The sequence below is a fragment of the Oceaniglobus trochenteri genome, assembly GCF_020529025.1.
GTDB classification, from domain to species: Bacteria; Pseudomonadota; Alphaproteobacteria; order Rhodobacterales; family Rhodobacteraceae; genus Oceaniglobus; species Oceaniglobus trochenteri.
In genome coordinates this window covers 165,928-186,695 of the sequence record NZ_JACNMM010000004.1, presented here as the reverse complement: position 1 = coordinate 186,695, position 20,768 = coordinate 165,928, and the positions used below count along the sequence as shown (strand labels likewise).

Annotated in this window: 22 protein-coding genes; 13 read left to right on the top strand and 9 right to left on the bottom strand. The window is 65.4% G+C overall.

The features are described 5' to 3' along the window. Positions 1 to 14: 14 nt before the first annotated feature. The 6 genes from H7828_RS08270 to H7828_RS08245 all read right to left on the bottom strand — a co-directional run bounded on the left by H7828_RS08270 (position 15) and on the right by H7828_RS08245 (position 4,282). On the bottom strand, positions 15 to 626 hold the full coding sequence (locus H7828_RS08270; protein WP_226780547.1) for an NADH-quinone oxidoreductase subunit C: 612 nt from the start codon (positions 624 to 626) through the stop codon (positions 15 to 17). A gap of 5 nt (positions 627 to 631) precedes the next feature. Continuing rightward, positions 632 to 1,156, bottom strand: a complete 525-nt coding sequence (locus H7828_RS08265) for a NuoB/complex I 20 kDa subunit family protein (protein WP_226780546.1) — start codon at positions 1,154 to 1,156, stop codon at positions 632 to 634. Then, the gene (locus tag H7828_RS08260; protein WP_226780545.1) at positions 1,153 to 1,518 is read right to left on the bottom strand and encodes an NADH-quinone oxidoreductase subunit A; all 366 of its coding nucleotides are present in this window, start codon (positions 1,516 to 1,518) and stop codon (positions 1,153 to 1,155) included. The genes H7828_RS08265 and H7828_RS08260 overlap by 4 nt, the downstream gene beginning before the upstream one ends. A 109-nt stretch (positions 1,519 to 1,627) precedes the next feature. Then, positions 1,628 to 2,296 (bottom strand): glutathione S-transferase family protein, encoded by a 669-nt coding sequence (locus H7828_RS08255; protein WP_226780544.1) that lies wholly within the window; start codon positions 2,294 to 2,296, stop codon positions 1,628 to 1,630. An 88-nt stretch (positions 2,297 to 2,384) separates the two neighbouring features. Beyond that, a complete protein-coding gene (locus tag H7828_RS08250) occupies positions 2,385 to 3,605 on the bottom strand; it encodes a DegT/DnrJ/EryC1/StrS family aminotransferase (protein WP_226780543.1) in 1,221 nt (406 codons plus the stop codon). Positions 3,606 to 3,616: 11 nt separating this feature from the next. Further along, positions 3,617 to 4,282 carry an HAD-IA family hydrolase gene (locus tag H7828_RS08245; RefSeq protein WP_226780542.1) on the bottom strand — a complete coding sequence of 222 codons (666 nt, stop codon included), beginning with the start codon at positions 4,280 to 4,282 and terminating at the stop codon, positions 3,617 to 3,619. A 121-nt stretch (positions 4,283 to 4,403) separates the two neighbouring features. On the opposite strand from H7828_RS08245, the gene glmU reads away from it, so the two are divergent. Further along, complete coding sequence (gene glmU, locus H7828_RS08240; RefSeq protein WP_226780541.1) at positions 4,404 to 5,759, top strand: bifunctional UDP-N-acetylglucosamine diphosphorylase/glucosamine-1-phosphate N-acetyltransferase GlmU; 1,356 nt, start codon at positions 4,404 to 4,406, stop codon at positions 5,757 to 5,759. Beyond that, on the top strand, positions 5,759 to 7,573 hold the full coding sequence (gene glmS / locus H7828_RS08235; RefSeq protein WP_226780540.1) for a glutamine--fructose-6-phosphate transaminase (isomerizing): 1,815 nt from the start codon (positions 5,759 to 5,761) through the stop codon (positions 7,571 to 7,573). Before glmU ends, glmS begins: the two co-directional genes overlap by 1 nt. 1 nt (position 7,574) lies before the next feature. Here the strand turns inward: glmS and H7828_RS08230 are convergent, their stop codons facing one another. Further along, positions 7,575 to 8,105 carry a hypothetical protein gene (locus H7828_RS08230; RefSeq protein ID WP_226780539.1) on the bottom strand — a complete coding sequence of 177 codons (531 nt, stop codon included), beginning with the start codon at positions 8,103 to 8,105 and terminating at the stop codon, positions 7,575 to 7,577. 84 nt (positions 8,106 to 8,189) lie between these two features. Between H7828_RS08230 and moaA the strand changes: the two genes are divergently transcribed. Beyond that, a complete protein-coding gene (gene moaA / locus H7828_RS08225) occupies positions 8,190 to 9,194 on the top strand; it encodes a GTP 3',8-cyclase MoaA (RefSeq protein ID WP_226780538.1) in 1,005 nt (334 codons plus the stop codon). Between the two features lie 243 nt (positions 9,195 to 9,437). Here moaA and H7828_RS08220 read toward each other — a convergent pair whose 3' ends face one another. Together H7828_RS08220 and argE are read right to left on the bottom strand one after the other, a co-directional pair. Then, positions 9,438 to 10,604 (bottom strand): M20 aminoacylase family protein, encoded by a 1,167-nt coding sequence (locus H7828_RS08220; protein ID WP_226780537.1) that lies wholly within the window; start codon positions 10,602 to 10,604, stop codon positions 9,438 to 9,440. Positions 10,605 to 10,681: 77 nt separating this feature from the next. Next, complete coding sequence (gene argE, locus H7828_RS08215) at positions 10,682 to 11,869, bottom strand: acetylornithine deacetylase (protein WP_226780536.1); 1,188 nt, start codon at positions 11,867 to 11,869, stop codon at positions 10,682 to 10,684. Positions 11,870 to 12,082: 213 nt separating this feature from the next. Between argE and H7828_RS08210 the strand changes: the two genes are divergently transcribed. The 10 genes from H7828_RS08210 (at position 12,083) to H7828_RS08165 (ending at position 20,697) form a co-directional block, all read left to right on the top strand. Next, positions 12,083 to 13,087, top strand: a complete 1,005-nt coding sequence (locus tag H7828_RS08210) for an ABC transporter ATP-binding protein (protein WP_226780535.1) — start codon at positions 12,083 to 12,085, stop codon at positions 13,085 to 13,087. 81 nt (positions 13,088 to 13,168) lie between these two features. Further along, the gene (locus H7828_RS08205; RefSeq protein ID WP_226780534.1) at positions 13,169 to 14,227 is read left to right on the top strand and encodes an ABC transporter ATP-binding protein; all 1,059 of its coding nucleotides are present in this window, start codon (positions 13,169 to 13,171) and stop codon (positions 14,225 to 14,227) included. After that, a complete protein-coding gene (locus H7828_RS08200; RefSeq protein WP_226780533.1) occupies positions 14,224 to 15,948 on the top strand; it encodes a peptide ABC transporter substrate-binding protein in 1,725 nt (574 codons plus the stop codon). Before H7828_RS08205 ends, H7828_RS08200 begins: the two co-directional genes overlap by 4 nt. A gap of 73 nt (positions 15,949 to 16,021) precedes the next feature. Next, a complete protein-coding gene (locus H7828_RS08195; protein ID WP_226780532.1) occupies positions 16,022 to 16,642 on the top strand; it encodes a LysE family translocator in 621 nt (206 codons plus the stop codon). Between the two features lie 15 nt (positions 16,643 to 16,657). Beyond that, a complete protein-coding gene (locus tag H7828_RS08190; protein WP_226780531.1) occupies positions 16,658 to 17,665 on the top strand; it encodes an ABC transporter permease in 1,008 nt (335 codons plus the stop codon). Continuing rightward, on the top strand, positions 17,658 to 18,596 hold the full coding sequence (locus H7828_RS08185) for an ABC transporter permease (RefSeq protein ID WP_226780530.1): 939 nt from the start codon (positions 17,658 to 17,660) through the stop codon (positions 18,594 to 18,596). The genes H7828_RS08190 and H7828_RS08185 overlap by 8 nt, the downstream gene beginning before the upstream one ends. 88 nt (positions 18,597 to 18,684) lie before the next feature. Then, positions 18,685 to 19,131 carry a hypothetical protein gene (locus H7828_RS08180; RefSeq protein ID WP_226780529.1) on the top strand — a complete coding sequence of 149 codons (447 nt, stop codon included), beginning with the start codon at positions 18,685 to 18,687 and terminating at the stop codon, positions 19,129 to 19,131. Beyond that, entirely contained in the window at positions 19,131 to 19,694 is a 564-nt protein-coding gene (locus tag H7828_RS08175) for a hypothetical protein (RefSeq protein ID WP_226780528.1), read from the top strand. The genes H7828_RS08180 and H7828_RS08175 overlap by 1 nt, the downstream gene beginning before the upstream one ends. After that, positions 19,691 to 20,245 (top strand): SCO family protein, encoded by a 555-nt coding sequence (locus H7828_RS08170; RefSeq protein ID WP_226780527.1) that lies wholly within the window; start codon positions 19,691 to 19,693, stop codon positions 20,243 to 20,245. The genes H7828_RS08175 and H7828_RS08170 overlap by 4 nt, the downstream gene beginning before the upstream one ends. Next, positions 20,242 to 20,697 carry a rhodanese-like domain-containing protein gene (locus tag H7828_RS08165; RefSeq protein ID WP_226780526.1) on the top strand — a complete coding sequence of 152 codons (456 nt, stop codon included), beginning with the start codon at positions 20,242 to 20,244 and terminating at the stop codon, positions 20,695 to 20,697. The genes H7828_RS08170 and H7828_RS08165 overlap by 4 nt, the downstream gene beginning before the upstream one ends. The last annotated feature ends 71 nt before the right edge of the window (positions 20,698 to 20,768 follow it).

Genomic DNA, 20,768 nt, shown 5'->3' with positions numbered 1-20,768 from the left:
GGCGCCTGCGCGCTTCACTTGGCGCCTTCTTGGGCCTTGTCGTCACCCGGCAGGATATATTCGGCACCTTCCCAGGGGCTCATGAAATCGAACTGGCGGTATTCCTGCACAAGCTTGACGGGTTCATAGACGACACGCTTCTGCGCCTCGTCATAGCGCACCTCGGTATAGCCGGTGGTGGGGAAATCCTTGCGCAGCGGATAGCCACGAAAGCCGTAGTCGGTGAGGATGCGGCGCAGGTCGGGATGCCCGGTGAAGAGGATGCCGAACATGTCGAAGATCTCACGTTCGAACCAGTTGGCCGAAGGATGCACCTCGATGATCGAGGGCAGCATCTCGTCCTCGCGGGTGGCCACGCGCAGGCGGATCCGGTGATTCTGGTACATCGACAGAAAGTGGTAAACCACGTCGAAGCGCGCCGGGCGGGCCGGGTAATCGACCGCGGTGATGTCCACCAGCGTCGAAAAGCGGCAGGTGCGGTCCGTCTTGAGGAATTCGACGAAGGACACCAGCGACGAGGGCGCGATGTCCATGGTCAGTTCGTCATGGGCGACGGCGTAGGACAGCACGCAATCGGGGCGCTTTGCCTCGATGTGGGCGCCGAGTTCGGACAGGTTCTCAGACATGGGGCCTACCTTGCGATGGTGCCGGTGCGGCGAATCTTGCGTTGCAACTGGAGGATGCCGTAAAGCAGCGCCTCGGCCGTCGGCGGGCAGCCGGGCACGTAGATGTCGACCGGCACAATCCGGTCACAGCCGCGCACCACCGAATAGCTGTAGTGGTAATAGCCGCCGCCATTGGCGCAGCTGCCCATGGAGATGACATAGCGCGGCTCGGGCATCTGGTCGTAGACCTTGCGCAGCGCCGGCGCCATCTTGTTGGTCAGGGTGCCCGCGACGATCATCACGTCCGACTGGCGCGGAGAGGCGCGCGGCGCGACACCGAAACGTTCGGCGTCATAGCGCGGCATCGAGGTGTGCATCATCTCGACCGCGCAGCAGGCCAGGCCGAAGGTCATCCAGTGCAGCGAGCCGGTGCGCGCCCAGTTGACGATGTCCTCGGTGCTGGTGACAAGAAACCCCTTGTCCTGCAGGTCGCGGTTCAGATCCTGGACGGTAACCTCGCGGTCGACGCCAGCGGTATTCGTGCCGGTCATTGCCATTCCAGCGCCCCCTTCTTCCATTCATAGGCAAAGCCCACGGTCAGCACGCCAAGGAACACCATCATCGACCAGAACCCCACATCGCCCAGGTCCTTGAAGGCCACGGCCCAGGGAAACAGGAACGCGATTTCAAGGTCGAAGATGATGAACAGGATCGAAACGAGGTAGAAGCGCACGTCGAATTTCATCCGCGCGTCATCGAACGCGTTGAACCCGCATTCGTAGGCCGAAACCTTCTCGGGGTCGGGCGCGCGCACGGCAATCACGGCGGCGGCGAGAATCAGGATCAGGCCAAGGCCGATGGCCATGGTCAGGAAGATCATGATTGGAAGGTATTCGCGAAGGTATTCGTCCACTGTGCTGCTCCGTTGGTGCCGGGCAGCGGCCCGGCGAAACATTGGCTTTCGCCTGTCTAAGACGGCCCTAGGGCCGGGTCAACCTGCGCAGGGCCCGCGCGGGGCGTGCTCAGCGCGGCCAGGGCGGATAAAACGGCTGGTCGTAGAGCAGTTCGGCGCCCTCGGGCGGCAATGCCGAGCGGAACGAGGGGCGTTCCGTGATTCTCTCATACCATTCAGCCAGGGCGGGAAAGCCGTCGAACGTGGCAAAATGGCGCGCCATGTAGACCGCCTGCCCTACGCAGATGTCGGCCGCCGAAAAGCCGCTGGTCAGCAGGTAGTCGCGATTCTCGACCGGGGTCGACAGCCGCCCCTCGATGGCGGCATAGCATTTGCCCAGCCGCGCCGCCTCAAGCTGCATCACGATGGGCGAGCGCATGGAGTCTTCGTAAAGCGCGATATGCTGCTGGGTCAGGGCCGCGGTGTGCTGGCTGATGGTTTCGGCGAAATGCAGCCAGACCAGGTAATCGGGGCGGTCGATCTCTCCGGGGATACGGCCCAGCCCCCGCTCGGTGAAGCGTTCGCACAGCACCTCGCAGATGGCGCCGCTTTCCCACAGCACATCGCCGTCGATCTCAAGCGCGGGCACCCGCCCCGCCGGTGAGCGGGTGAGGAATTCCTCGGATCGAAGCGAGCGGTCGAAGGGGTGAACGCGCAGGTTGAATTCGACATCCAGTTCGTTCAACAGCCACAGAACCCGCATCGAGCGGGTCTGGTGGCAGTGGTGCAGTGTGATCATCTTGGTATCCCGTGCAACTTGCGCCTGATCTATCCGAGCGGGCGGCGGACTGCAAACCGGCGCCCCGGGCCGGGCGGGCGGATACCGCTCAGACGTCGGCCCCTGCCCCGCCTTCCGACTGGAACGCAGCACCGATTTCGGCCCGCAGGATACGCGCGATCACGTCGCAATCGGCCAGAGAGAACGTCAGCGGCAAACGCATGTCCAGTAGCCCCGCCATCACCCTGTCGGTCGCGGGCAGCTCACCCGCCCCGGCATAGCGCCAATGCCGGTAGGTCGACGTGAAGCCCGCCGGTTCGGGCGCGCCGAACCATTTCAGTTCGACCCCCCGCGCCCTGCACCGCGCCACCACCTGTTCGATCTTGTCGGCCGGCCAGTCGCGCAGCAACATCTGGAAGGACGACCCGACGAACCCCTCCTGCCCCGGCCTGTCGATCAGCGTGAGCCCCGGCGTGGCGCGCAGCCCCGTCTCGATCCGGCGATAGCGCGCGTTCCAGCCGGCAACCCTTTCGGCCAGCCCCGCCAGTTGCGGGCGCAGGATCGCCGCGCGCAGGTTGTCCATGCGCCCCGAGATATTGGGCGTGTCGTATTTCACCGCGGCAAAGGCTTCGGGCGGGGGCGCGGCGATGTGGCGGTCGTACAGCATGTACGACCCCGACAGCAGCACCGCCCGCGCCATCAGTTCGGCGTCATCGGAAATCAGCAGCCCGCCCTCGCCCGAATTGGCGTGCTTGTAGGTCTGGGTCGAAAAACACCCCATGGCGCCGAAACGGCCCGTGGGCCTGCCTTCCCAGGTGGCCCCCATGGTGTGGGCGCAATCCTCGACCACCCGCAGGCCCGCCTTGTCGCACAGGGCCATCAGCGCGCCCATGTCGCAGATGTGCCCGCGCATGTGCGACAGCAGCAGGACCCGCGCGCCCGACGTTGTGATCTTTTCGGCCAGATCCTCCAGGTCGATGGTCAGCCCCTCGGTCACGCCGACAAAGACCGGCACCGCGCCAAGGCTGGCAATGGCCCCCGGCACCGGCGCCAGGGTAAAGGCGTTGGACAGCACCCGATCGCCCGCCCCCACCCCCATGGCCCGCAGCGCGGTGGCCATGGCATAGCCCCCCGATGCCACCGCAAGGCAATAGCGCGCACCACTCAGGGCCGCGAATTCCTGTTCCAGCAGCGCCGCTTCGCCGGTTTCGCCCGGTGCAAGGTTATAGCGGTGCAACCGCCCATGGCGCAGGACGGCAAGCGCCGCCGCGATGCCTTCGTCGCTGATCGGCTCTTGCTGGGTGAAACTCCCGGTGAAAATCTCCTGCATCCCGCCCCCCTTCACCCGATCAACGAGGCCACGACGCCATCAAGGTCGTCGTAGTGCTCCAGCATGGCGTCGGGCATCAGCGCCCGCGCCTTGTCTGCGCCCGGCCCGAAACCCACAAGAACCGAGGGCACCCGGGCATTGCGCGCCGTCTGATGGTCGGTCACCGTGTCGCCGATCATCACCGCCTGCCCGATATTGCCGCCACAGCGGCGCACCGCCTCGAACAGGGGTTCGGGGTCGGGCTTGCGGGTGGGCAGGGTGTCGGCCCCGATCAGGGCACCGAACCAGTCGCGCGCGCCCATGCTCTGCATCAGGCGTTCGGCCAGGGCCTCGGGCTTGTTGGTGCAGATGCCCACGGCATAGCCCCCGTCGCGCAGCCGCTGCACCGCCTCGGCCACGCCGGGATAGAACCGGCTGTGAACATGGATGTTCTCGCGGTAATGCTCCAGCAGCAGGGGATAGAGTTCGTCAAGGCGCCCCGCCTCGGGCGCGATGCCCAGTCGCGACAGGCCCAGCGTCAGCATCGCCCGCCCGCCCCGCAGACCGACACCCTGATCGGTTTCCCCGCGCAGAAGGTCGCCATGCCCCAGCGCGCGGAAACAGGCATTGGCCGCCGCCAGCATGTCCAGCGCCGTATCGGCCAGGGTGCCGTCCAGATCGAAAATAACCGTCCGCATGTCGTCTCCCGGCCAGAATCCGCCCGCGTTGCAACGTGGCGAAACGGTTTTTGATCGCCCCGCCCCTTGCCGCATGGCCGCCAAGGGGTAAAAGGTTCAGGAATAAAAAGAAAGAGCAGTGATGGACGCACATCTTATCGTCCTGGCCGCCGGTCAGGGAACGCGCATGAACTCGGACCTGCCGAAGGTGCTGCACTGCATCGGTGGCGCGCCACTTTTCGCCCATGCCCTGGCCTCGGGCGATCCGCTCGAGCCACGCTCACGGGTGCTGGTGGTGGGCCATGGGGGCGACAGCGTGCGCCGCGCCGCGGCCGAGATCGACCCCGACATCGCGGTCGTCGAACAGGCCGAGCAACTGGGCACCGGCCATGCCGCCAACTGCGCGCGTGACGCGCTCAAGGATGCGACCGGCACCGCCTTCGTGCTGTTCGGCGACACCCCCTTCGTGCGGGCCGAAACGCTGGAGCGCATGGCCCGCGCGCGCGCCGAAAACGATATCGTCGTGCTGGGCTTCTCGCCCGCCGTTCCGGGCCGCTACGGGCGGTTGGTGATGCAGGGCGACACGCTTGAGCGGATCGTGGAATTCAAGGATGCCAGTGATGAAGAGCGCGCGATAACACTTTGCAACGGCGGGATATTTGCCGTCGATGTGGCGCTGTTGTTCGATCTTCTGGCCAGCCTTGGCAACGACAATGCCGCCGGTGAATACTATCTCACCGATATCGTCGCCGTGGCCCGCGAACGCGGCCTGTCGGCCACCGCCGTCACCTGCGACGAGGCCGAGACGCTGGGCATCAACACCCGCGCCGAACTGGCCCGCGCCGAGGCGATCTTCCAGACCAATCGCCGGGCCGAGGCGCTGGAGAATGGCGTCACCCTCGTCGCACCCGAAACCGTCTTCTTCGCGCTGGACACCTGGATCGGGCGGGATGCGGTTATCGAACCCAATGTCGTCTTCGGCCCCGGCGTCACGGTGGAATCCGAAGCGCAGATCCGCGCCTTTTCCCACCTTGAAGGCTGCCATGTGGGCGCGCGCGCCGTCGTCGGCCCCTATGCCCGCCTGCGGCCGGGGGCAGAACTGTCCAACGATGTGAAGGTGGGCAATTTCGTCGAGATCAAGAACGCCCAACTGGGCGACGGGGCGAAGGTGAACCACCTGTCCTACGTGGGCGATGCGGATGTGGGCGAAAAGGCCAACCTTGGCGCCGGAACCGTCACCTGCAACTATGACGGCGTGTTCAAGCACCGCACGGAAATCGGCGCAAATGCCTTCATCGGATCGTCAACCATGCTGGTCGCCCCGGTGCGGGTGGGCAGCGGCGCGATGACGGCCAGCGGCTCGGTCATCACATCAGACGTGCCCGACGGGGCGCTGGCCCTGGGCCGGGCAAGGCAGGTGAACAAACCGGGTCTCGCCCAGCGATTGTTCGAAAAGTTAAAGGCGCTGAAGGCAAGCAAACAGAAAGATTCCCGGTAATGTGCGGTATTGTCGGGGTTCTGGGCAGGAATGAGGTTGCGCCGATCATCGTCGAGGCGCTGAAGCGGCTTGAATATCGCGGTTATGACAGCGCCGGCCTTGCCACGGTGAACGACGGCACGCTGGACCGCCGTCGCGCGGTGGGCAAGCTGGTGAACCTTTCCGATCACCTGGTGCATCACCCGCTGGCGGGCAAGTCCGGCATCGGACACACCCGCTGGGCCACCCATGGCGCCCCCTCGGTGGCCAATGCCCACCCCCACCAGGCCGGACCGGTGGCCGTGGTGCACAATGGCATCATCGAGAATTTCCGCACCCTGCGCGAGGAACTGACCGCCGAGGGACACGAATTTCAAAGCGACACCGACACCGAAACCATCGCACAGCTCACCTGCAAGCACCTTGCCGAAGGCCACGACCCGCGCGAAGCGGCGCGCCTGACCCTTGGGCGGCTGGAGGGCGCCTTCGCGGTGGCCTTCCTGTTCCGGGGGGAAAACGACCTGATGATCGCGGCGCGCAAGGGCTCTCCGCTAGCCATCGGCCATGGCGAGGGCGAGGTCTTCATCGGCAGCGATGCCATCGCCCTTGCGCCGATGACGAACCGGATCACCTATCTTGAGGAAGGCGATCGCGCCGTCCTGACCCGTGGTTCGGTTGAAATCTTCGACGCAGAAGACCGGCCCGCAACGCGTGAGGCCAGGACCCTGACCGCCGATCAGACCCGGGTGGAAAAGGGCGGGCACAAGCACTGGATGGCCAAGGAAATCGCCGAACAGCCGGTGGTCCTGGCCGATGCCATGGCCCACTACCTGACCGCCGACACCTTCGACTTCCCGCCAGAACTTCCTGATTTCAAAGAAATAGATCGTATCGTCATGGTGGCCTGCGGCACGGCCTTCTATGCCTGTCTCACCGCGAAATACTGGTTCGAACAACTGGCGCGCCTGCCGGTCGAAGTGGATGTCGCCTCGGAGTTCCGCTATCGCGAGCCGCCCATCGGGCCGCGCACCCTGGCGATCTTCGTCAGCCAGTCGGGCGAAACCGCCGATACCCTCGCCGCCCTGCGCTATTGCCGCGACAAGGCCGCCATCGTTTCGGTGGTCAACGTCCCAGAAAGCAGCATCGCCCGCGAAAGCGACGTGGCACTGCCCATTCTCGCGGGGGTCGAGATCGGCGTCGCCTCGACCAAGGCCTTCACCTGCCAGTTGACGGTCCTTGCCATGCTGGCCCTGCGGGCGGCGCAGGATCGCGGGACGCTGGAGGCCCCGGCCCTTGCCGCCCATGTGGCCGACCTGCGCGCCCTGCCGGCCCAGATCAGCCAGGCCCTGGGTGCCGAAGACCGGATCGCGGCAATCGCCCGCCGCCTGGCCGAGGCGCAGGACATCCTGTTCCTGGGCCGTGGGGCGATGTTTCCACTTGCCATGGAAGGCGCCCTGAAACTCAAGGAAATCAGCTATATACACGCTGAAGGTTATGCATCAGGTGAACTGAAGCACGGCCCAATCGCCCTGATCGACAAACATGTGCCGGTGATCGTCCTCGCGCCGCGCGACGGGTTGTTCGACAAGACCGTCAGCAACATGCAGGAGGTCATGGCGCGCAACGGCAAGGTGGTCCTGATCTCGGATTCTGCGGGCGCCGCCGAAGCCGGGGCCGGCACATGGGAGGTCTTGACCATGCCCCGGGTCGCGCCGGTCTTCGCCGCGATCCTCTATGCCATCCCGGCGCAGCTGCTGGCCTATCACACCGCCATCGCCAAGGGCACGGATGTGGATCAGCCGCGCAACCTGGCGAAATCGGTGACGGTGGAGTGACCTAGTTCGCGTAGACCACCAGCGTCGGCAGGTCGGTGATCGGGGCCTCGATCAGGCGCAGCGCGGCAAGGGATACCTGCGAGCCGCCGGATTCGGGGCCGTCGAGCGGGATCAGTTCAACCTGTGCCGATTTGCCGTTCGTCGGGTTCTCGATACGGCCCGAACCGGGCGTCTTCACCAGCGGCGACTTGATCCAGAACCCCGATTGCGTCGGATCGCCCAGCGAGGCCACCGTTTCGCCAAGGCGGCGTTCGCCCCCGCCGGTGGGGGCCGCTTCGGCCTTGGCGCGCTGTTCGGATGTGGTGGTGTCGAACTCATCCGCCGTGCGGGCCGAGGACGGCGGCGGCGGCGCGGCGACCACGGCGCGCACCTCGTCGCTCAGGTCGGCACCGCCGGGCGTGGTCGAACTCAGCGGCTCGCCCGCCGGGCGCTGATTGGCCGGCTTGCCACGCTGAAGGAATTCGGGAGCCTGGCCGCAGGCGGTCAGGGCGAAGAGGCCGACAAGGGCCGCAGGACACAGGAACTTGTTCATGGGCCCGACGATACTGCCCCTTTGGCGGGCGGGCAACGGGCAATCCCCCTTGCGGCGGAAGACTGCCCTCCCTAGTCTCTTGGCATGGATACTCCTCTGATCGATCCGTTTCAGCGTGCAATTTCCTACCTGCGGGTATCGGTGACCGACCGCTGCGATTTCCGCTGCGTTTATTGCATGTCGGAACACATGACGTTCCTGCCCAAGAAGGAACTTCTGAGCCTCGAGGAACTGGATCGCATGTGCAGCACCTTCATCGGGCTGGGGGTTGAAAAACTGCGCATCACCGGCGGCGAACCGCTGGTGCGGCGCGATATCATGACGTTCTTCCGGTCGATGACCCGGCACCTCGACTCGGGTGCCCTGCGCGAGCTGACCGTGACCACCAACGGGTCGCAGCTGGAAAGATACGCCGCCGATCTCTACGCCGCCGGCGTGCGGCGGATCAACGTGTCGCTGGACACGCTGGACGAAGAGAAATTCGCCCGCGTCACCCGTTGGGGCCGCCTGCCCCAGGTTCTGCGCGGCATCGACGCGGCCCAGGCGGCGGGCCTTCGGGTGAAACTGAACGCCGTCGCGCTGAAGGGCTTCAACGAGGACGAGCTGTTCTCGCTCACCCGCTGGTGCGCGGCCCGCGATTGCGATCTGACCTGGATCGAGGTCATGCCCATGGGCGATCTGGGCAACGAGGATCGGCTTGACCAGTACTGGTCGCTGAAGGACCTGCGCGCGCGCCTGGGTGAGGAATATTCCGTCACCGACCTGGCCGAACGCACCGGCGGCCCTGCCCGCTATGTGCGGCTTGAGGAAACGGGACAGAAGATCGGCTTCATCACGCCGCTGACCCATAATTTCTGCGAAAGCTGCAACCGCGTGCGCCTGACCTGCACGGGTGAGCTTTACATGTGCCTCGGGCAGGAAGACATGGCCGACCTGCGCGCGCCGCTGCGGGCCTCGAACGACGATGCGCTGCTGAAAGAGGCGATCCGCGCCGCCATCGCCCGCAAGCCCAAGGGCCACGATTTCGATTATTCCCGCCAGAAGGCCGATGGCCAGATGTCCCGCCACATGAGCCATACGGGCGGCTGAGGCGCGCCCGGGCGAAGGTTTTAGCTGACGGAGGCAGAGGTGCGGTTCTGAGCCACGCCATGGTTTGAGAGGTTGGAAAAGGGGGGCTGTCTGCCCCCCTTCTTGCCTTCGGCAATTCATCCCCCCGAGGATATTTCACGACCAAAGATGAGGGGCGTGGAGGGGAAGTGACGCGCCTTGTCGATATGAAGAAGGCCCCGGGGTGCGCCGGGCCGCATTTCAGCCTTCGGCGCACCTTTGTGATCAGTTGGCCAGCGGCATCCGCATTTCCGCCACGCCGGCCCACCAGGAGCAGCCTGCCGGAATCGCCTCGTCGTCGAAGTTGTACTTGGGGTGGTGGACGCCTGCGGTATCGCCGTTGCCCACGAGGATATAGGCCCCCGGGCGGGCATTGGCGAGGAAGGCGAAATCCTCGCCCCCCATGACCAGCGGCGCCTCGGCGCAGTCGCCCGCCACCGCGCGGGCCACTTCGGCGGCGAAATCGGTCTGTTCCTCGGCGTTCACCATCACCGGGTAGTTGCGGTTGTAATCGATGGTGACGCTGCAGCCCATGGCCTGGGCCGTCAGGGTGCAGATTGCCTTCAGCCGCTCTTCGGCCATGTCGTGCACCCCTTCATCCAGGGTGCGCACCGTGCCGCGCAGGCGCACCCTCTGCGGGATCACGTTGAAGGCTTCGCCTTCGGACTGGAACGAGGTGACCGAGACGACAAGCTGTTCCACCGGGTCGAGATTGCGCGACGCGATGGATTGCAGCGCCGTCACCATCTGCGACGCGGCGACGATGGGGTCGATGCATTCCTGCGGCTTGGCCCCATGGCCGCCGCGCCCTTCGACGTTGATTTCGAAGACATCGGTTGCGGCGAAGAACCCGCCGGGGCGGATGGCGAAGCTGCCCACGGGCATGCCGGGCCAGTTGTGCATGCCGAACACCTCCTGGATGCCGAAACGCTCCATCATGCCGTCGTTCACCATCTCGCGCCCGCCGCCGCCGCCTTCCTCGGCGGGCTGGAAGATCACCACGACGGTGCCGTCGAAGTTGCGGGTTTCGGCCAGGTATTGCGCCGCACCCAGCAGCATGGCGGTGTGCCCGTCGTGGCCGCAGGCATGCATCTTGCCCTTCTCGGTGCTGGCATAATCGAGGCCCGTATCCTCGATGATCGGCAGCGCGTCCATGTCGGCGCGCAGCCCGATCACCTTGCCCGACCCGGTCTGGCGCCCCTTGATCACACCGACGACACCGGTGCGCCCGATGCCGGTCACCACCTCGTCACAGCCGAAGGCCTTCAGCTTTTCCTCGACGATGCCGCTGGTGCGGTGAGTGTCGAACAGCAGTTCGGGGTGCATGTGCAGATCGCGCCGCCATTCGGTGATCTGGGGCAGCAGTTCGGCAAAGCGGTTCTTGACGGGCATGACAAAGGCTCCTGATGATTTGGGCGCAAGCCTGACAAAGCGCGCAGCCTGCGGCAAGGGGCAAACGGGACCGCGGGTCAGGTGCAGAGGCTGTCGACGACCCGCGCGACGAATTGCTCTCCTGCCTCGAACTGCGATTTCTCGATGTATTCGTTCGGCTGGTGGGCCTGGGCGATGTCGCCCGGCCCGCAGACCACGGCGGAATAGCCGCGTTCCTGGAACTGCCCGGCCTCGGTGCCGTAGCTGACCACGTGGTTGCCGTTGTCACCGGTGATCGCGCGGGCCAGCGCCTCGGCGGCACCGTTGTCTTCCGGGGCAAGGGGCGTGACGCTGAAATAGGGTGTCACGTCGATGCCGGTTTCCGGGACGATCGCCTGCATCTCGGCCTCGATCTCGCGCACCTTGTCGAGATAGCGCTGCCGCCACCCTTCCATGGATTCGCCCGGCACGACGCGGAAGTCCATGCCGAAGCGGCAATCCTTGGCGGTGATGTTGTGGGCGGTGCCGCCTTCGATCTGGCCGACGTGCAGGGTGGTATAGGGCGGCACGAAGACGCTGGCGAGGGGGCCGGGCGTCGCGGCGGCGTTTTCGCCATTCGTGGCGTTGGCCCATTCGATCAGCTTGGCTGCGAACATGATCGCGCTGACCCCGGTGTGGATGAGCGAGGAATGCACCTCGAACCCGCGAACGTGGGTGTGAAAGCCGGTGCCGCCCTTGTGGGCCGTGACCGTCTTCATCATCGAGGGTTCGCCGATGATGGCGGCGGCGGCGCGCGGCAGGTGTTTCACCATGTCGTCGATCATCGGCGGCGCGCCCACGCATCCCACCTCTTCGTCATAGGACAGCGCGATCTGAAGCGGGCGCTTCACCCCCCGCTCCAACGCCAGGGGCACGGCGGAAAGGGCCAGCGCGTCGAACCCCTTCATGTCGCAGGTGCCCCGCCCATAGAGGCGCCCGCCCTTTTCAGTGACCGTGAAGGGGTCGGTATCCCAGGCCTGTCCGTCCACCGGCACCACGTCGGTGTGGCCCGACAGCACGATGCCGCCTTCGACCTCGGGGCCGACATTGGCATAGAGCGCGGCCTTTCGCCCCGTGGGGTCATAGACGCGGGTGGCCTTCACGCCGAAGCCGGCCAGGTATTCCTCGACCCAGTCCACCAGTTCCAGGTTGCTGTCGCGGCTGACGGTGGGAAAGCTGACCAGCTTGTCCATGATCTGGCGCGCCGAAAGGCGCTGGCTTGGCGAGGGCGCGGAGGGGCTGGACATCGGGGGCATTCCTTTCGGCGGTTTGGCAAAGGGTGCGCCGCTGCCGCCGCCGCGTCAAGCCGGCCCGCCCGACAGCGGCCCAGGGCGCGACCTTGACGCCATGTCAGACGATAAAAGGTTGTGAGGATACGAATCTTGCGCAATGGTGATCGTCAACCTGAGACGGCACAGACCGATCCGGGATGAACGATAAAATTGACTGGGGAGTCATATATGCCCGATGGGGCCGCGCCCGTCCTTGATGTCAAGGGCCTGAAGACCGTGTTCCAGACACGGTCCGGCAAGATACATGCCGTGAATGACGTGAGTTTCGATCTGCGCCCGGGGGAATTGCTGGGTGTGGTGGGCGAATCCGGCTCGGGGAAATCGGTGACGATGATGTCGCTGATCGGCCTGCTGCCCTCGCCCCCGGCCGATGTCTGCGCCGGGCAGGTCCTGTTCGGCGGGCGCGACCTGCTGAAGACCGACGCCGACGCGCTGCGCGGCATTCGCGGCAAGCGGATCGGCTTTGTCTTTCAGGACCCGATGACCTCGCTCAACCCCGTGTTCAACGTCGGATTCCAGATCTGCGAGCCCCTGCGCAAGCACATGGGCCTGAGCAAGGCGGCGGCGCGCAACCGCGCGGTCGAATTGCTGGAACTGGTGGGCATTCCCGATGCGCGGCGGCGACTGGATGACTACCCCCACCAGTTTTCCGGCGGCATGCGCCAGCGTGTGATGATCGCCATTGCCCTGGCCTGTGACCCCGAGGTTCTGATCGCCGACGAACCGACGACGGCGCTGGACGTGACGATCCAGGCGCAGATCCTGGAACTGGTGAAGGACCTGCGCGAAAAGCTGGGCATGGCGATCATCTGGATCACCCATGACCTGGGGGTGATCGCGGGCATCGCCGACCGGGTGATCGTGATGTACGCGGGCCAGGTGGTGGAACAGGCCCCGGTGCAGGAGCTGTTCTCGAACCCCCAGCATCCCTATACGCGCAGCCTTCTCAAGACGATCCCCTCGGTCAGCGGCGACCGCGCCCCGCGCCTGCAGGTGATCGAGGGGCAGCCGCCGATCCAGATGAAGGCCCCCGACGCCTGCCCCTTCCTGCCCCGCTGCGCCCATGGGTTCGACCGCTGCGCCGCCGAGAACCCGGCGCGCCTTGCGGTGGGCCAGGGGCACGACGTGGCCTGTTTCTGGGACCCGGCCACCGGGGGGCCGCGCCATGTGTAACGGGGCGCTCTTCGGTCCTGGCGTCCCTCATCGCGGGGAGACGGCGCGCCGCGCCGAGCGACCGGCAGGGAGCGAAAAGCGATGAGCACGCCACGCAAGCTGGTCGAGGTGCGCGACCTCAAGATGCACTTTCCCATCCGTGGCGGGTTGCTGCGCCGCATCGTCGGTGCCGTGAAGGCCGTCGACGGGGTGACCTTCGACATTCTGGAAGGCGAAACCCTGGGCCTTGTCGGTGAATCGGGCTGCGGCAAATCCACCTGCGGGCGCGCCCTCCTGCGCCTTTACGAGGTTTCGGGCGGGTCGATCCTGATCGAGGGGGCCGACATCGCCGAGGCCAGCCCGGAAGAGCTGCGCCGCATGCGCCCCAAGATGCAGATGGTCTTCCAGGATCCCCAGGCCAGTCTGAACCCCCGCATGACCGTGGCCCGCATCATCGGCGAACCGCTGCTGGAACACACCAGCCTTTCAAAGGCCGAGCGCGAAGAGCGGGTCTATGAACTGATGGACCAGGTGGGGTTGAACCGCGCCTTCGCCAACCGCTATCCCGATGCCTTTTCCGGCGGCCAGCGCCAGCGCATCGGCATCGCCCGCGCCCTTGCACTGAACCCCCGTTTCATTGTCTGCGACGAACCCATTGCGGCGCTGGACGTGTCGATCCAGGCGCAGGTGGTCAACCTCCTTGAGGATCTTCAGGACAAGTTGGGCCTGACCTACCTGTTCATCAGCCACGATCTTTCGATGGTGCGCCACATCGCCGACCGGGTGGCGGTGATGTACCTGGGCAAGATCGTCGAACTCGCCCCGCGCGAGCCGCTCTATTCCGCGCCGCTGCATCCCTATACCCAGGCGCTTCTTTCGGCGGTGCCCGACCCCGACCCGGCCATCGCGGCGCGCCGTCAGCGCACCATCCTGACCGGCGATGTGCCCAGCCCGGCCAACCCGCCGAAAGGGTGCAATTTCTGCACCCGCTGCCCGCAGGTGATGGACATCTGCCGCAGCGTCGACCCCGAATTCCGCGAGGTGGCCCCGGGGCGTTTCGCCGCCTGCCACCTTCTGGACGATACCGTCTCCGCTTCGGGCCACGGCCCCGGGCGAGGGGCGCAAGACCAAAAGACCAACCAACAAGGGAGTATGACATGAGACTGAAGACAGCGCTCTGGGGCGCCGCCGCTGCGGTGGCGATGACCCCGGTAATGGCCTATGCCGACGCCCACGAAGGCGAGCGTGGCCGCGACGGTGAGGTGCGGGTCATCTATTGGCAGGCCGTTTCGATCATGAACCCGTTCCTGTCGGGCGGCACCAAGGACATCGAGGGCGCCTCGCTGGTTCTTGAACCGCTGGGCCGCTACGATCAGGACGGCAACCTGGTGCCCTACCTCGCGACCGAGATTCCGACCGTTGCCAATGGCGGCGTCAGCGAGGATCTGACCACAATCACCTGGAAGATCAAGCCGGGCATCAAGTGGTCCGACGGGTCCGATTTCACCTCGGCCGACGTGGTGTTCACCGCCGAATACTGCATGGACCCCGAAGGCGGCTGTGCGCAGCTGGCCAAGTTCGAGGGCGTGAAATCGGTCGAGGCCCTGGATGACCTGACCGTCAAGGTCACCTTCAAGGAACCCAAACCGAACCCCTATCTGCCCTTCATGGGCGGCCAGTCGCCGATCCTTCAGGCGGCCCAGTTCGCCGACTGCAAGGGTGCCCGCGCCCCCGAATGCACCGAGGAAAACTTCAACCCCATCGGCACCGGCCCCTTTGTCGTGACCGATTTCCGCCCCAACGACGTGATCACCATGGAGGCGAACCCCAATTACCGCGAAGCCGGCAAACCTGCCTTCTCGAGGCTTGTCCTCAAGGGCGGCGGCGATGCGGCGGCGGCCGGGCGTGCTGTTCTGGAAACCGGCGAATACGACTATGCCTGGAACCTGCAACTGGCCCCCGACGTGATCGAGGCCATGGCAGCCGCCGGCAAGGGCAAGCCCGTCTCGGCCTTCGGCACCCTGGTCGAGCGGCTTGAGATGAACCTCACCGATCCTTCGCCCGACCTGCCCGAGGGCGAGCGTTCGACGCTGAAGCATCCGCATCCGATCCTGTCGGACGGCCGTGTGCGCAAGGCGCTGAGCATTGCCATCGACCGCGATCTCCTGGTCGAAGTGGGCTATGGCCAGGCCGGCCGCGCCACCTGCAACCTGGTGCCCGCCCCCGAAAACTATGCCTCGGACAACACCGAATGCATGCCCCAGGACATCGAACGCGCCAAGGCCCTGCTGGAAGAGGCCGGCTGGACCGACACCAATGGCGACGGCGTGCGCGACAAGGACGGCAAGAAACTGTCGCTGCTGTATCAGACCTCGGTCAACGCGGTGCGCCAGGACTTCCAGGCGCTGATCAAGCAGTGGTGGCAGGAAATCGGTGTCGAGACCGAATTGCGCGCCATCGACGCCTCGGTCTACTTCGGTGGTGACCCCGGTTCGCCCGACACCTTCCAGCGCTTCTATGCCGACGTGGAAATGTACGCCAACAACTTCGATGGCACCGACCCCGAGGCCTATCTTGCCGCCTATACCTGCGACAAGGTGCCCAGCCCGGAAACCCAGTGGCAGGGCGAGAACATCAACCGCTTCTGCGACCCTGCCTACGAAGAACTGCTGGCCGAACTGGGCCGCACGGGTGATCTGGACGAACGCGGCCGCATCGCCAAGCAGTTGAACGACATGGTGACCAAGGACAGCGACGTGATCGTCGGGCTGGTGGATCGTGGCCGGGTTTCGGCCCATTCCAACACCCTGGGTGGCGTGATCCTGAACACCTGGGATTCCGAACTGTGGAATGCCGCCGACTGGTACCGCATCAAGGAATGACGACAACCGGGGGCGGGCCAGCGCCCGCCCCCACCCTGCGCCTTTCCGAACTCCGACCGCCACAGGGGCCTGCATGACCTGGGAAACCTACAGCCTTTACCTGGCCACCGTGGCCGTGTTCTTTGCCACGCCTCCGGGGCCAAGCCAGCTTTTGATGCTGTCGAACGCCGCCCGCCACGGCGCGCGCCGGTCGATGGCGACGGCCGCGGGTGACCTGACGGCGAATGCGTTTCAGATGCTGGCCGCCGGTCTTGGCCTGGCCACCCTGATCGCCACCTCCGATCATCTGCTGGACGTGATCAAGTGGGCCGGTGTCGCCTATCTGATCTATGTCGGCATCCGCACCTTCCGCGCCGCCCCCGCCACGCCCGAGGTTTCGGCGCCACAGGTCAGCCTGCGCGCGCTGTATTTCCAGGGCTTCTTCACCTCGGCGTCGAACCCCAAGGCGGTGTTCTTCTTCGCCGCGCTGTTCCCGCAATTCATTGATCCGGCCCGCCCGCTGGCCGCGCAGCTTCTGATCCTCGGCGCCACCTATATCGTGGTCGACGGGACGATCCTGACGCTTTACGCCCATCTGGCCGAACGCGTCATGGGCCGCCTGCGTCATCGCGGACGGCTTCTCAACCGCGTTTCGGGGGCCATGATGCTGGCCGCCGCGGCCCTTCTGGGGCTGAAAGACGTTCATGCCCGCTGATTCACGAGGCATCCCATGCTGACCTTCACCATCCGCCGCCTTTTCCTGTCGGTGCCGACCCTTCTGTTCATCGGGCTGGTGATCTTCCTGCTGCTTGAACTTGCCCCCGGCGACCCCATGGCGCAGGTGCCGCTGACCGTGCCCCCCGAGGTGAAGGAGAAGATGCGCCTTGCCCTGGGCCTGGGCGAACCCGGTCACATCCGGTTCATGAAATGGCTGGTCCAGTTCTTCTGGATCGAGCCGCTGAACCTGTTCGACCACATCTTCGGCACCGGTTTTGCCGAGGGCAAGTTGCGGGTGATCTCGTGGCAGACGCGCAGCCCGGTGATGGACATCGTGATGCAGCGCATTCCGCAAACGCTCTGGGTGGTGGGGCTGGCCTATGTGGTGGGGGTGCTGATCGCCCTGCCCATCGGCATCTACTCGGCCTATCGCCAGTATTCCGTCTTCGACCAGGCGGGCACCTTCGTGGCGATGATCGGTTATTCGGTCCCGCCGTTCTTTTCCGGCGTGCTTTTGATCGTGATCTTCTCGGTCAAGCTGGGCTGGCTGCCCTCGATCTACGACACCACCCATGTCGTCAACGACTGGGCCAGCTTCAAGGTGCAGCTGATGCAGATGATCATGCCGGTCATGGTGCTGGCCCTGCAGACCACGGCGCAGATCAGCCGCTTCATGCGCGCTTCGATGCTGGACAACCTGAACCAGGATTATGTGCGCACCGCGCGGGCCAAGGGGATGACGGAATCGGTGGTCGTCATGGTGCATGTGCTGCGCAACTCCATGATCCCGGTGGTGACGGTGATCGCCCTTGGTGTGCCGGGCATCTTCGGCGGCGCGATCATCACCGAACAGGTGTTCAAGGTGAACGGCATCGGCCAGCTTCTGATCACCGCGATCCAGGCCAACGACCTGCCCATGGTGCAGACCCTGACCTTCATCTTCGCCATCCTGATCGTGGTGTTCAACCTGATCGCAGATGTGCTTTACGGCGTTCTTGACCCGAGGATCCGCTATGACTGAACCCGTGATCCACAATCCCGTCGGTGCCGCACAGGCCGCCCGCCTGCCCGAAAAGGCGCGCAGCCAGTGGCGCGATGTCTGGGACCAGTTCCGCACCCACAAGGGGGCGCTGACCGGGCTGGGGTTCTTCGTCTTCATCCTGCTGGCGGTCATCGTCGGCCCGCTTCTCTGGGATATCGACCCCAAGTACATCGATATCCGCGCCCGCAACTCGGGGCCTTCGCTGGCCCATCCCTTCGGCACCGACCAGTTGGGCCGCGACACCCTGGCGCGGATGATCGCGGGCGGGCGCACCAGCGTTTCGGTCGGGTTGATGGCGATGGCGCTTTCGCTGGTGCTGGGCACCTTCATCGGGGTGCTGGCGGGGTATTTCCGCCGTCTCGACGGGCTTTTCATGCGGTTTACCGACCTGTTCCTGGCCCTGCCCCTGCTGCCGCTGCTGCTGGTCATCATCCTGCTGTTCCGCGATGCGCTTCGCTCGGCCTTCGGGCCGGAAGCCGGCATCTTCATCCTGATTGTCGGGGTCATCGGCATCACCAGCTGGATGCAGACGGCGCGCATCGTGCGCGGCGATGTCCTGGCACTGAAGGAACGCGAATTCGTCCTGGCCGCGCGCAGCATCGGCACCCCAAGCCGCCGGATGATCACCCGCCATATCCTGCCCAACGTGATGAGCCCGATCATGGTCAGCGCCACGCTGGGCATCGCCAATGCCATCATCACGGAATCGGCGCTGTCCTTCCTTGGGCTGGGCTTTCCGTCGGATTTTCCCACCTGGGGGCGGCTGCTGTTCGATTCCACCGATTACCTGCAACAATACCCCGAACGGGTTATGTGGCCGGGCCTGGCGATTTCGCTGACGGTGCTTTCGGTGAACTATATCGGTGACGGGCTGCGCGACGCGCTTGATCCGCGCATCCGCGGGCGGTGATCACGCCTGCTTGATCGGGCGTTTTGCCGTTAGGTGGCGCGCCGGGTCTGTGTCAGGCTAAAGCATCGCCCCTGACAGGAGACGCCCGATGCTGTTACGCCCGCTTGCCGCCCTGCTTGCCCTGGCCGCCCCCCTTCACGCCGCCGAGGGCACCCGGATCAGCGTGACCGGTGAAATCATCGACACCTGGTGTTACTTTTCCGGCGTCATGGGCGGCCCCGATGCCGTGGTGGGCAGCGCCCATCACACCTGCGCGCTCTGGTGTTCGGCCGGGGGCATTCCGGTGGGCCTGCTGGCCGAGGACGGCACCGTCTACATGGTGCTGAAGATCGAAGGCAGCGCCGAAAGCGCCGGGGGCGATACGCAGCTGAACCTGGCCTCTCACCAGATCGTCGCGGACGGGATGCACTACCAACGCGACGGGCTGAATTACCTGGTGGTGGAAAAGGTGGTCACCGACAACGACATCACCGTCGAAAACCACCTTGATTACGGCACCGTCCCCCCCTTCGCCATCCCGGAGGGAGAACGCTGATGCGGTATCTTCTTGCCCTTCTCGCCCTTGCCATGCCCGCCGCGGCACAGGATTTTTCCGAAGGCAGTGAGGCGAAATCCTGGAACCTCTATGCCGAACAACCGGCCCGGTTCGAAGCGAAGGTCGTCGACATCCTGTGCGAAGTCACCGGGGATTGCCCCGAAAACTGCGGCGATGGCACAAGGCAATTGGGCCTGGTGCGCAGCGCCGACAACGTGCTGGTATTTCCCAACAAGAACAGCCAACCCGCCTTCACCGGCGCGGCTGTCGAACTGCTGCCGTTCTGCGGGCAGGATGTCGAGGTTGATGGACTGCTGATCGAGGACGAAGACCTTGGCGCGCGCAACATCTACCTGGTGCAGACGATCCGCAGGCAGGGCGATGCCGAATGGACCAAGGCCAACCGCTGGACCAAGGTCTGGGCCGATACCCACCCGGACGCGGCGGGCAAGGGGCCGTGGTTTCGCCGCGATCCGCGCGTGAATGCCGAAATCGCCAGAGAAGGTTACTTCGGCCTTGGCGCCGACAAGGACGCGGCGATCAAGGACGAACTCTTCGAATGATCCGCGCCGCCCTGATCCTGCTGTGTCTTGCGGCCCCTGCCCGGGCCGAGGCGCCCCTGCCCTTCGACCTCGGGGGCAGTTTCACCCTCACCGATCAGACCGGCACCCCCCGCAGCGAGGCCGACCCCGAAGGGCGCGCGCAGCTTCTGTTCTTCGGCTATGCCAACTGCCTGCAAATCTGTTCCGCCGCCCTGCCCCTGATGGCCGACCTGGTGGATGACCTGGCGGGCGAGTTTGCCCTGCGCCCGGTGATGATAACCGTCGATCCCGCCCGCGACACGGTCGAGGAAATCGGCCCGCCGCTGGAATACCTGCACCCCGATTTCGTCGGGCTGACCGGAACCAAGGCGGAATTGCAGGTGGCCTATGATGCCTATTCGGTCGAGATAAAGCACATCTTCGACGATCCCGAATATGGCCCCATCTATGCCCACGGCAGTTTCATCTACCTGCTTGACGGGCAAGGCGCGGTGCTCAGCCTCCTGCCGCCGATCCTGTCGCCCGAACAGGCGGCCGAGATCCTGCGCGCGCGGCTGGCCCCCGCCGGGTGAAGCGCCGAGCCGTTCTGACCGGCCTTGGCGCCTGTGCGGTCGCAGGCCTTGGTTTTGTCGCGCTGGACGGACAAAACCTGTTCTATTCCGCCCTGACCGAAGACTTTGGCGGCGACACCCTGACCCCGCCCCAGGCCCATGACATGGCCATGGCCAACTCAATCGTGCTGATTGACATCCGCCGCCCCGACGAATGGGCCCGGACCGGAAGCGCCGGCCCGGCCCTGCGGCTGGATCTGCGACGCGAGGATTTCATCGCCGCGCTGGACGGGGCGGTTGATGGCAACCGCGATGCGCCTGTCGCGCTGATCTGCGCGCGCGGGGTACGCTCGGCCCGGCTGGCCAACCACCTGCGCGCGGCCGGATTCACCCGGATCATCGACGTGCCCGAAGGCATGCTCGGCTCGTCCGCCGGGCCGGGATGGATCGCCCGCGGCCTGCCGGTGCGATAAGGCCGGACCGCTGATGGCGCCGCTGCGCGGCGTGCCTTCGGCAAGAGTATTTTAAGCAAGAAAGAGATGGC

Coding starts and splice junctions, on each gene's coding strand:
- H7828_RS08270 (WP_226780547.1), bottom strand. CDS start 626: ATGTCTGAGAACCTGTCCGAACTCGGCGCCCACATCGAGGCAAAGCGC.
- H7828_RS08265 (WP_226780546.1), bottom strand. CDS start 1,156: ATGACCGGCACGAATACCGCTGGCGTCGACCGCGAGGTTACCGTCCAG.
- H7828_RS08255 (WP_226780544.1), bottom strand. CDS start 2,296: ATGATCACACTGCACCACTGCCACCAGACCCGCTCGATGCGGGTTCTG.
- H7828_RS08250 (WP_226780543.1), bottom strand. CDS start 3,605: ATGCAGGAGATTTTCACCGGGAGTTTCACCCAGCAAGAGCCGATCAGC.
- H7828_RS08245 (WP_226780542.1), bottom strand. CDS start 4,282: ATGCGGACGGTTATTTTCGATCTGGACGGCACCCTGGCCGATACGGCG.
- glmU (WP_226780541.1), top strand. CDS start 4,404: ATGGACGCACATCTTATCGTCCTGGCCGCCGGTCAGGGAACGCGCATG.
- glmS (WP_226780540.1), top strand. CDS start 5,759: ATGTGCGGTATTGTCGGGGTTCTGGGCAGGAATGAGGTTGCGCCGATC.
- H7828_RS08230 (WP_226780539.1), bottom strand. CDS start 8,105: ATGAACAAGTTCCTGTGTCCTGCGGCCCTTGTCGGCCTCTTCGCCCTG.
- moaA (WP_226780538.1), top strand. CDS start 8,190: ATGGATACTCCTCTGATCGATCCGTTTCAGCGTGCAATTTCCTACCTG.
- H7828_RS08220 (WP_226780537.1), bottom strand. CDS start 10,604: ATGCCCGTCAAGAACCGCTTTGCCGAACTGCTGCCCCAGATCACCGAA.
- argE (WP_226780536.1), bottom strand. CDS start 11,869: ATGTCCAGCCCCTCCGCGCCCTCGCCAAGCCAGCGCCTTTCGGCGCGC.
- H7828_RS08210 (WP_226780535.1), top strand. CDS start 12,083: ATGCCCGATGGGGCCGCGCCCGTCCTTGATGTCAAGGGCCTGAAGACC.
- H7828_RS08205 (WP_226780534.1), top strand. CDS start 13,169: ATGAGCACGCCACGCAAGCTGGTCGAGGTGCGCGACCTCAAGATGCAC.
- H7828_RS08200 (WP_226780533.1), top strand. CDS start 14,224: ATGAGACTGAAGACAGCGCTCTGGGGCGCCGCCGCTGCGGTGGCGATG.
- H7828_RS08195 (WP_226780532.1), top strand. CDS start 16,022: ATGACCTGGGAAACCTACAGCCTTTACCTGGCCACCGTGGCCGTGTTC.
- H7828_RS08190 (WP_226780531.1), top strand. CDS start 16,658: ATGCTGACCTTCACCATCCGCCGCCTTTTCCTGTCGGTGCCGACCCTT.
- H7828_RS08185 (WP_226780530.1), top strand. CDS start 17,658: ATGACTGAACCCGTGATCCACAATCCCGTCGGTGCCGCACAGGCCGCC.
- H7828_RS08180 (WP_226780529.1), top strand. CDS start 18,685: ATGCTGTTACGCCCGCTTGCCGCCCTGCTTGCCCTGGCCGCCCCCCTT.
- H7828_RS08175 (WP_226780528.1), top strand. CDS start 19,131: ATGCGGTATCTTCTTGCCCTTCTCGCCCTTGCCATGCCCGCCGCGGCA.
- H7828_RS08170 (WP_226780527.1), top strand. CDS start 19,691: ATGATCCGCGCCGCCCTGATCCTGCTGTGTCTTGCGGCCCCTGCCCGG.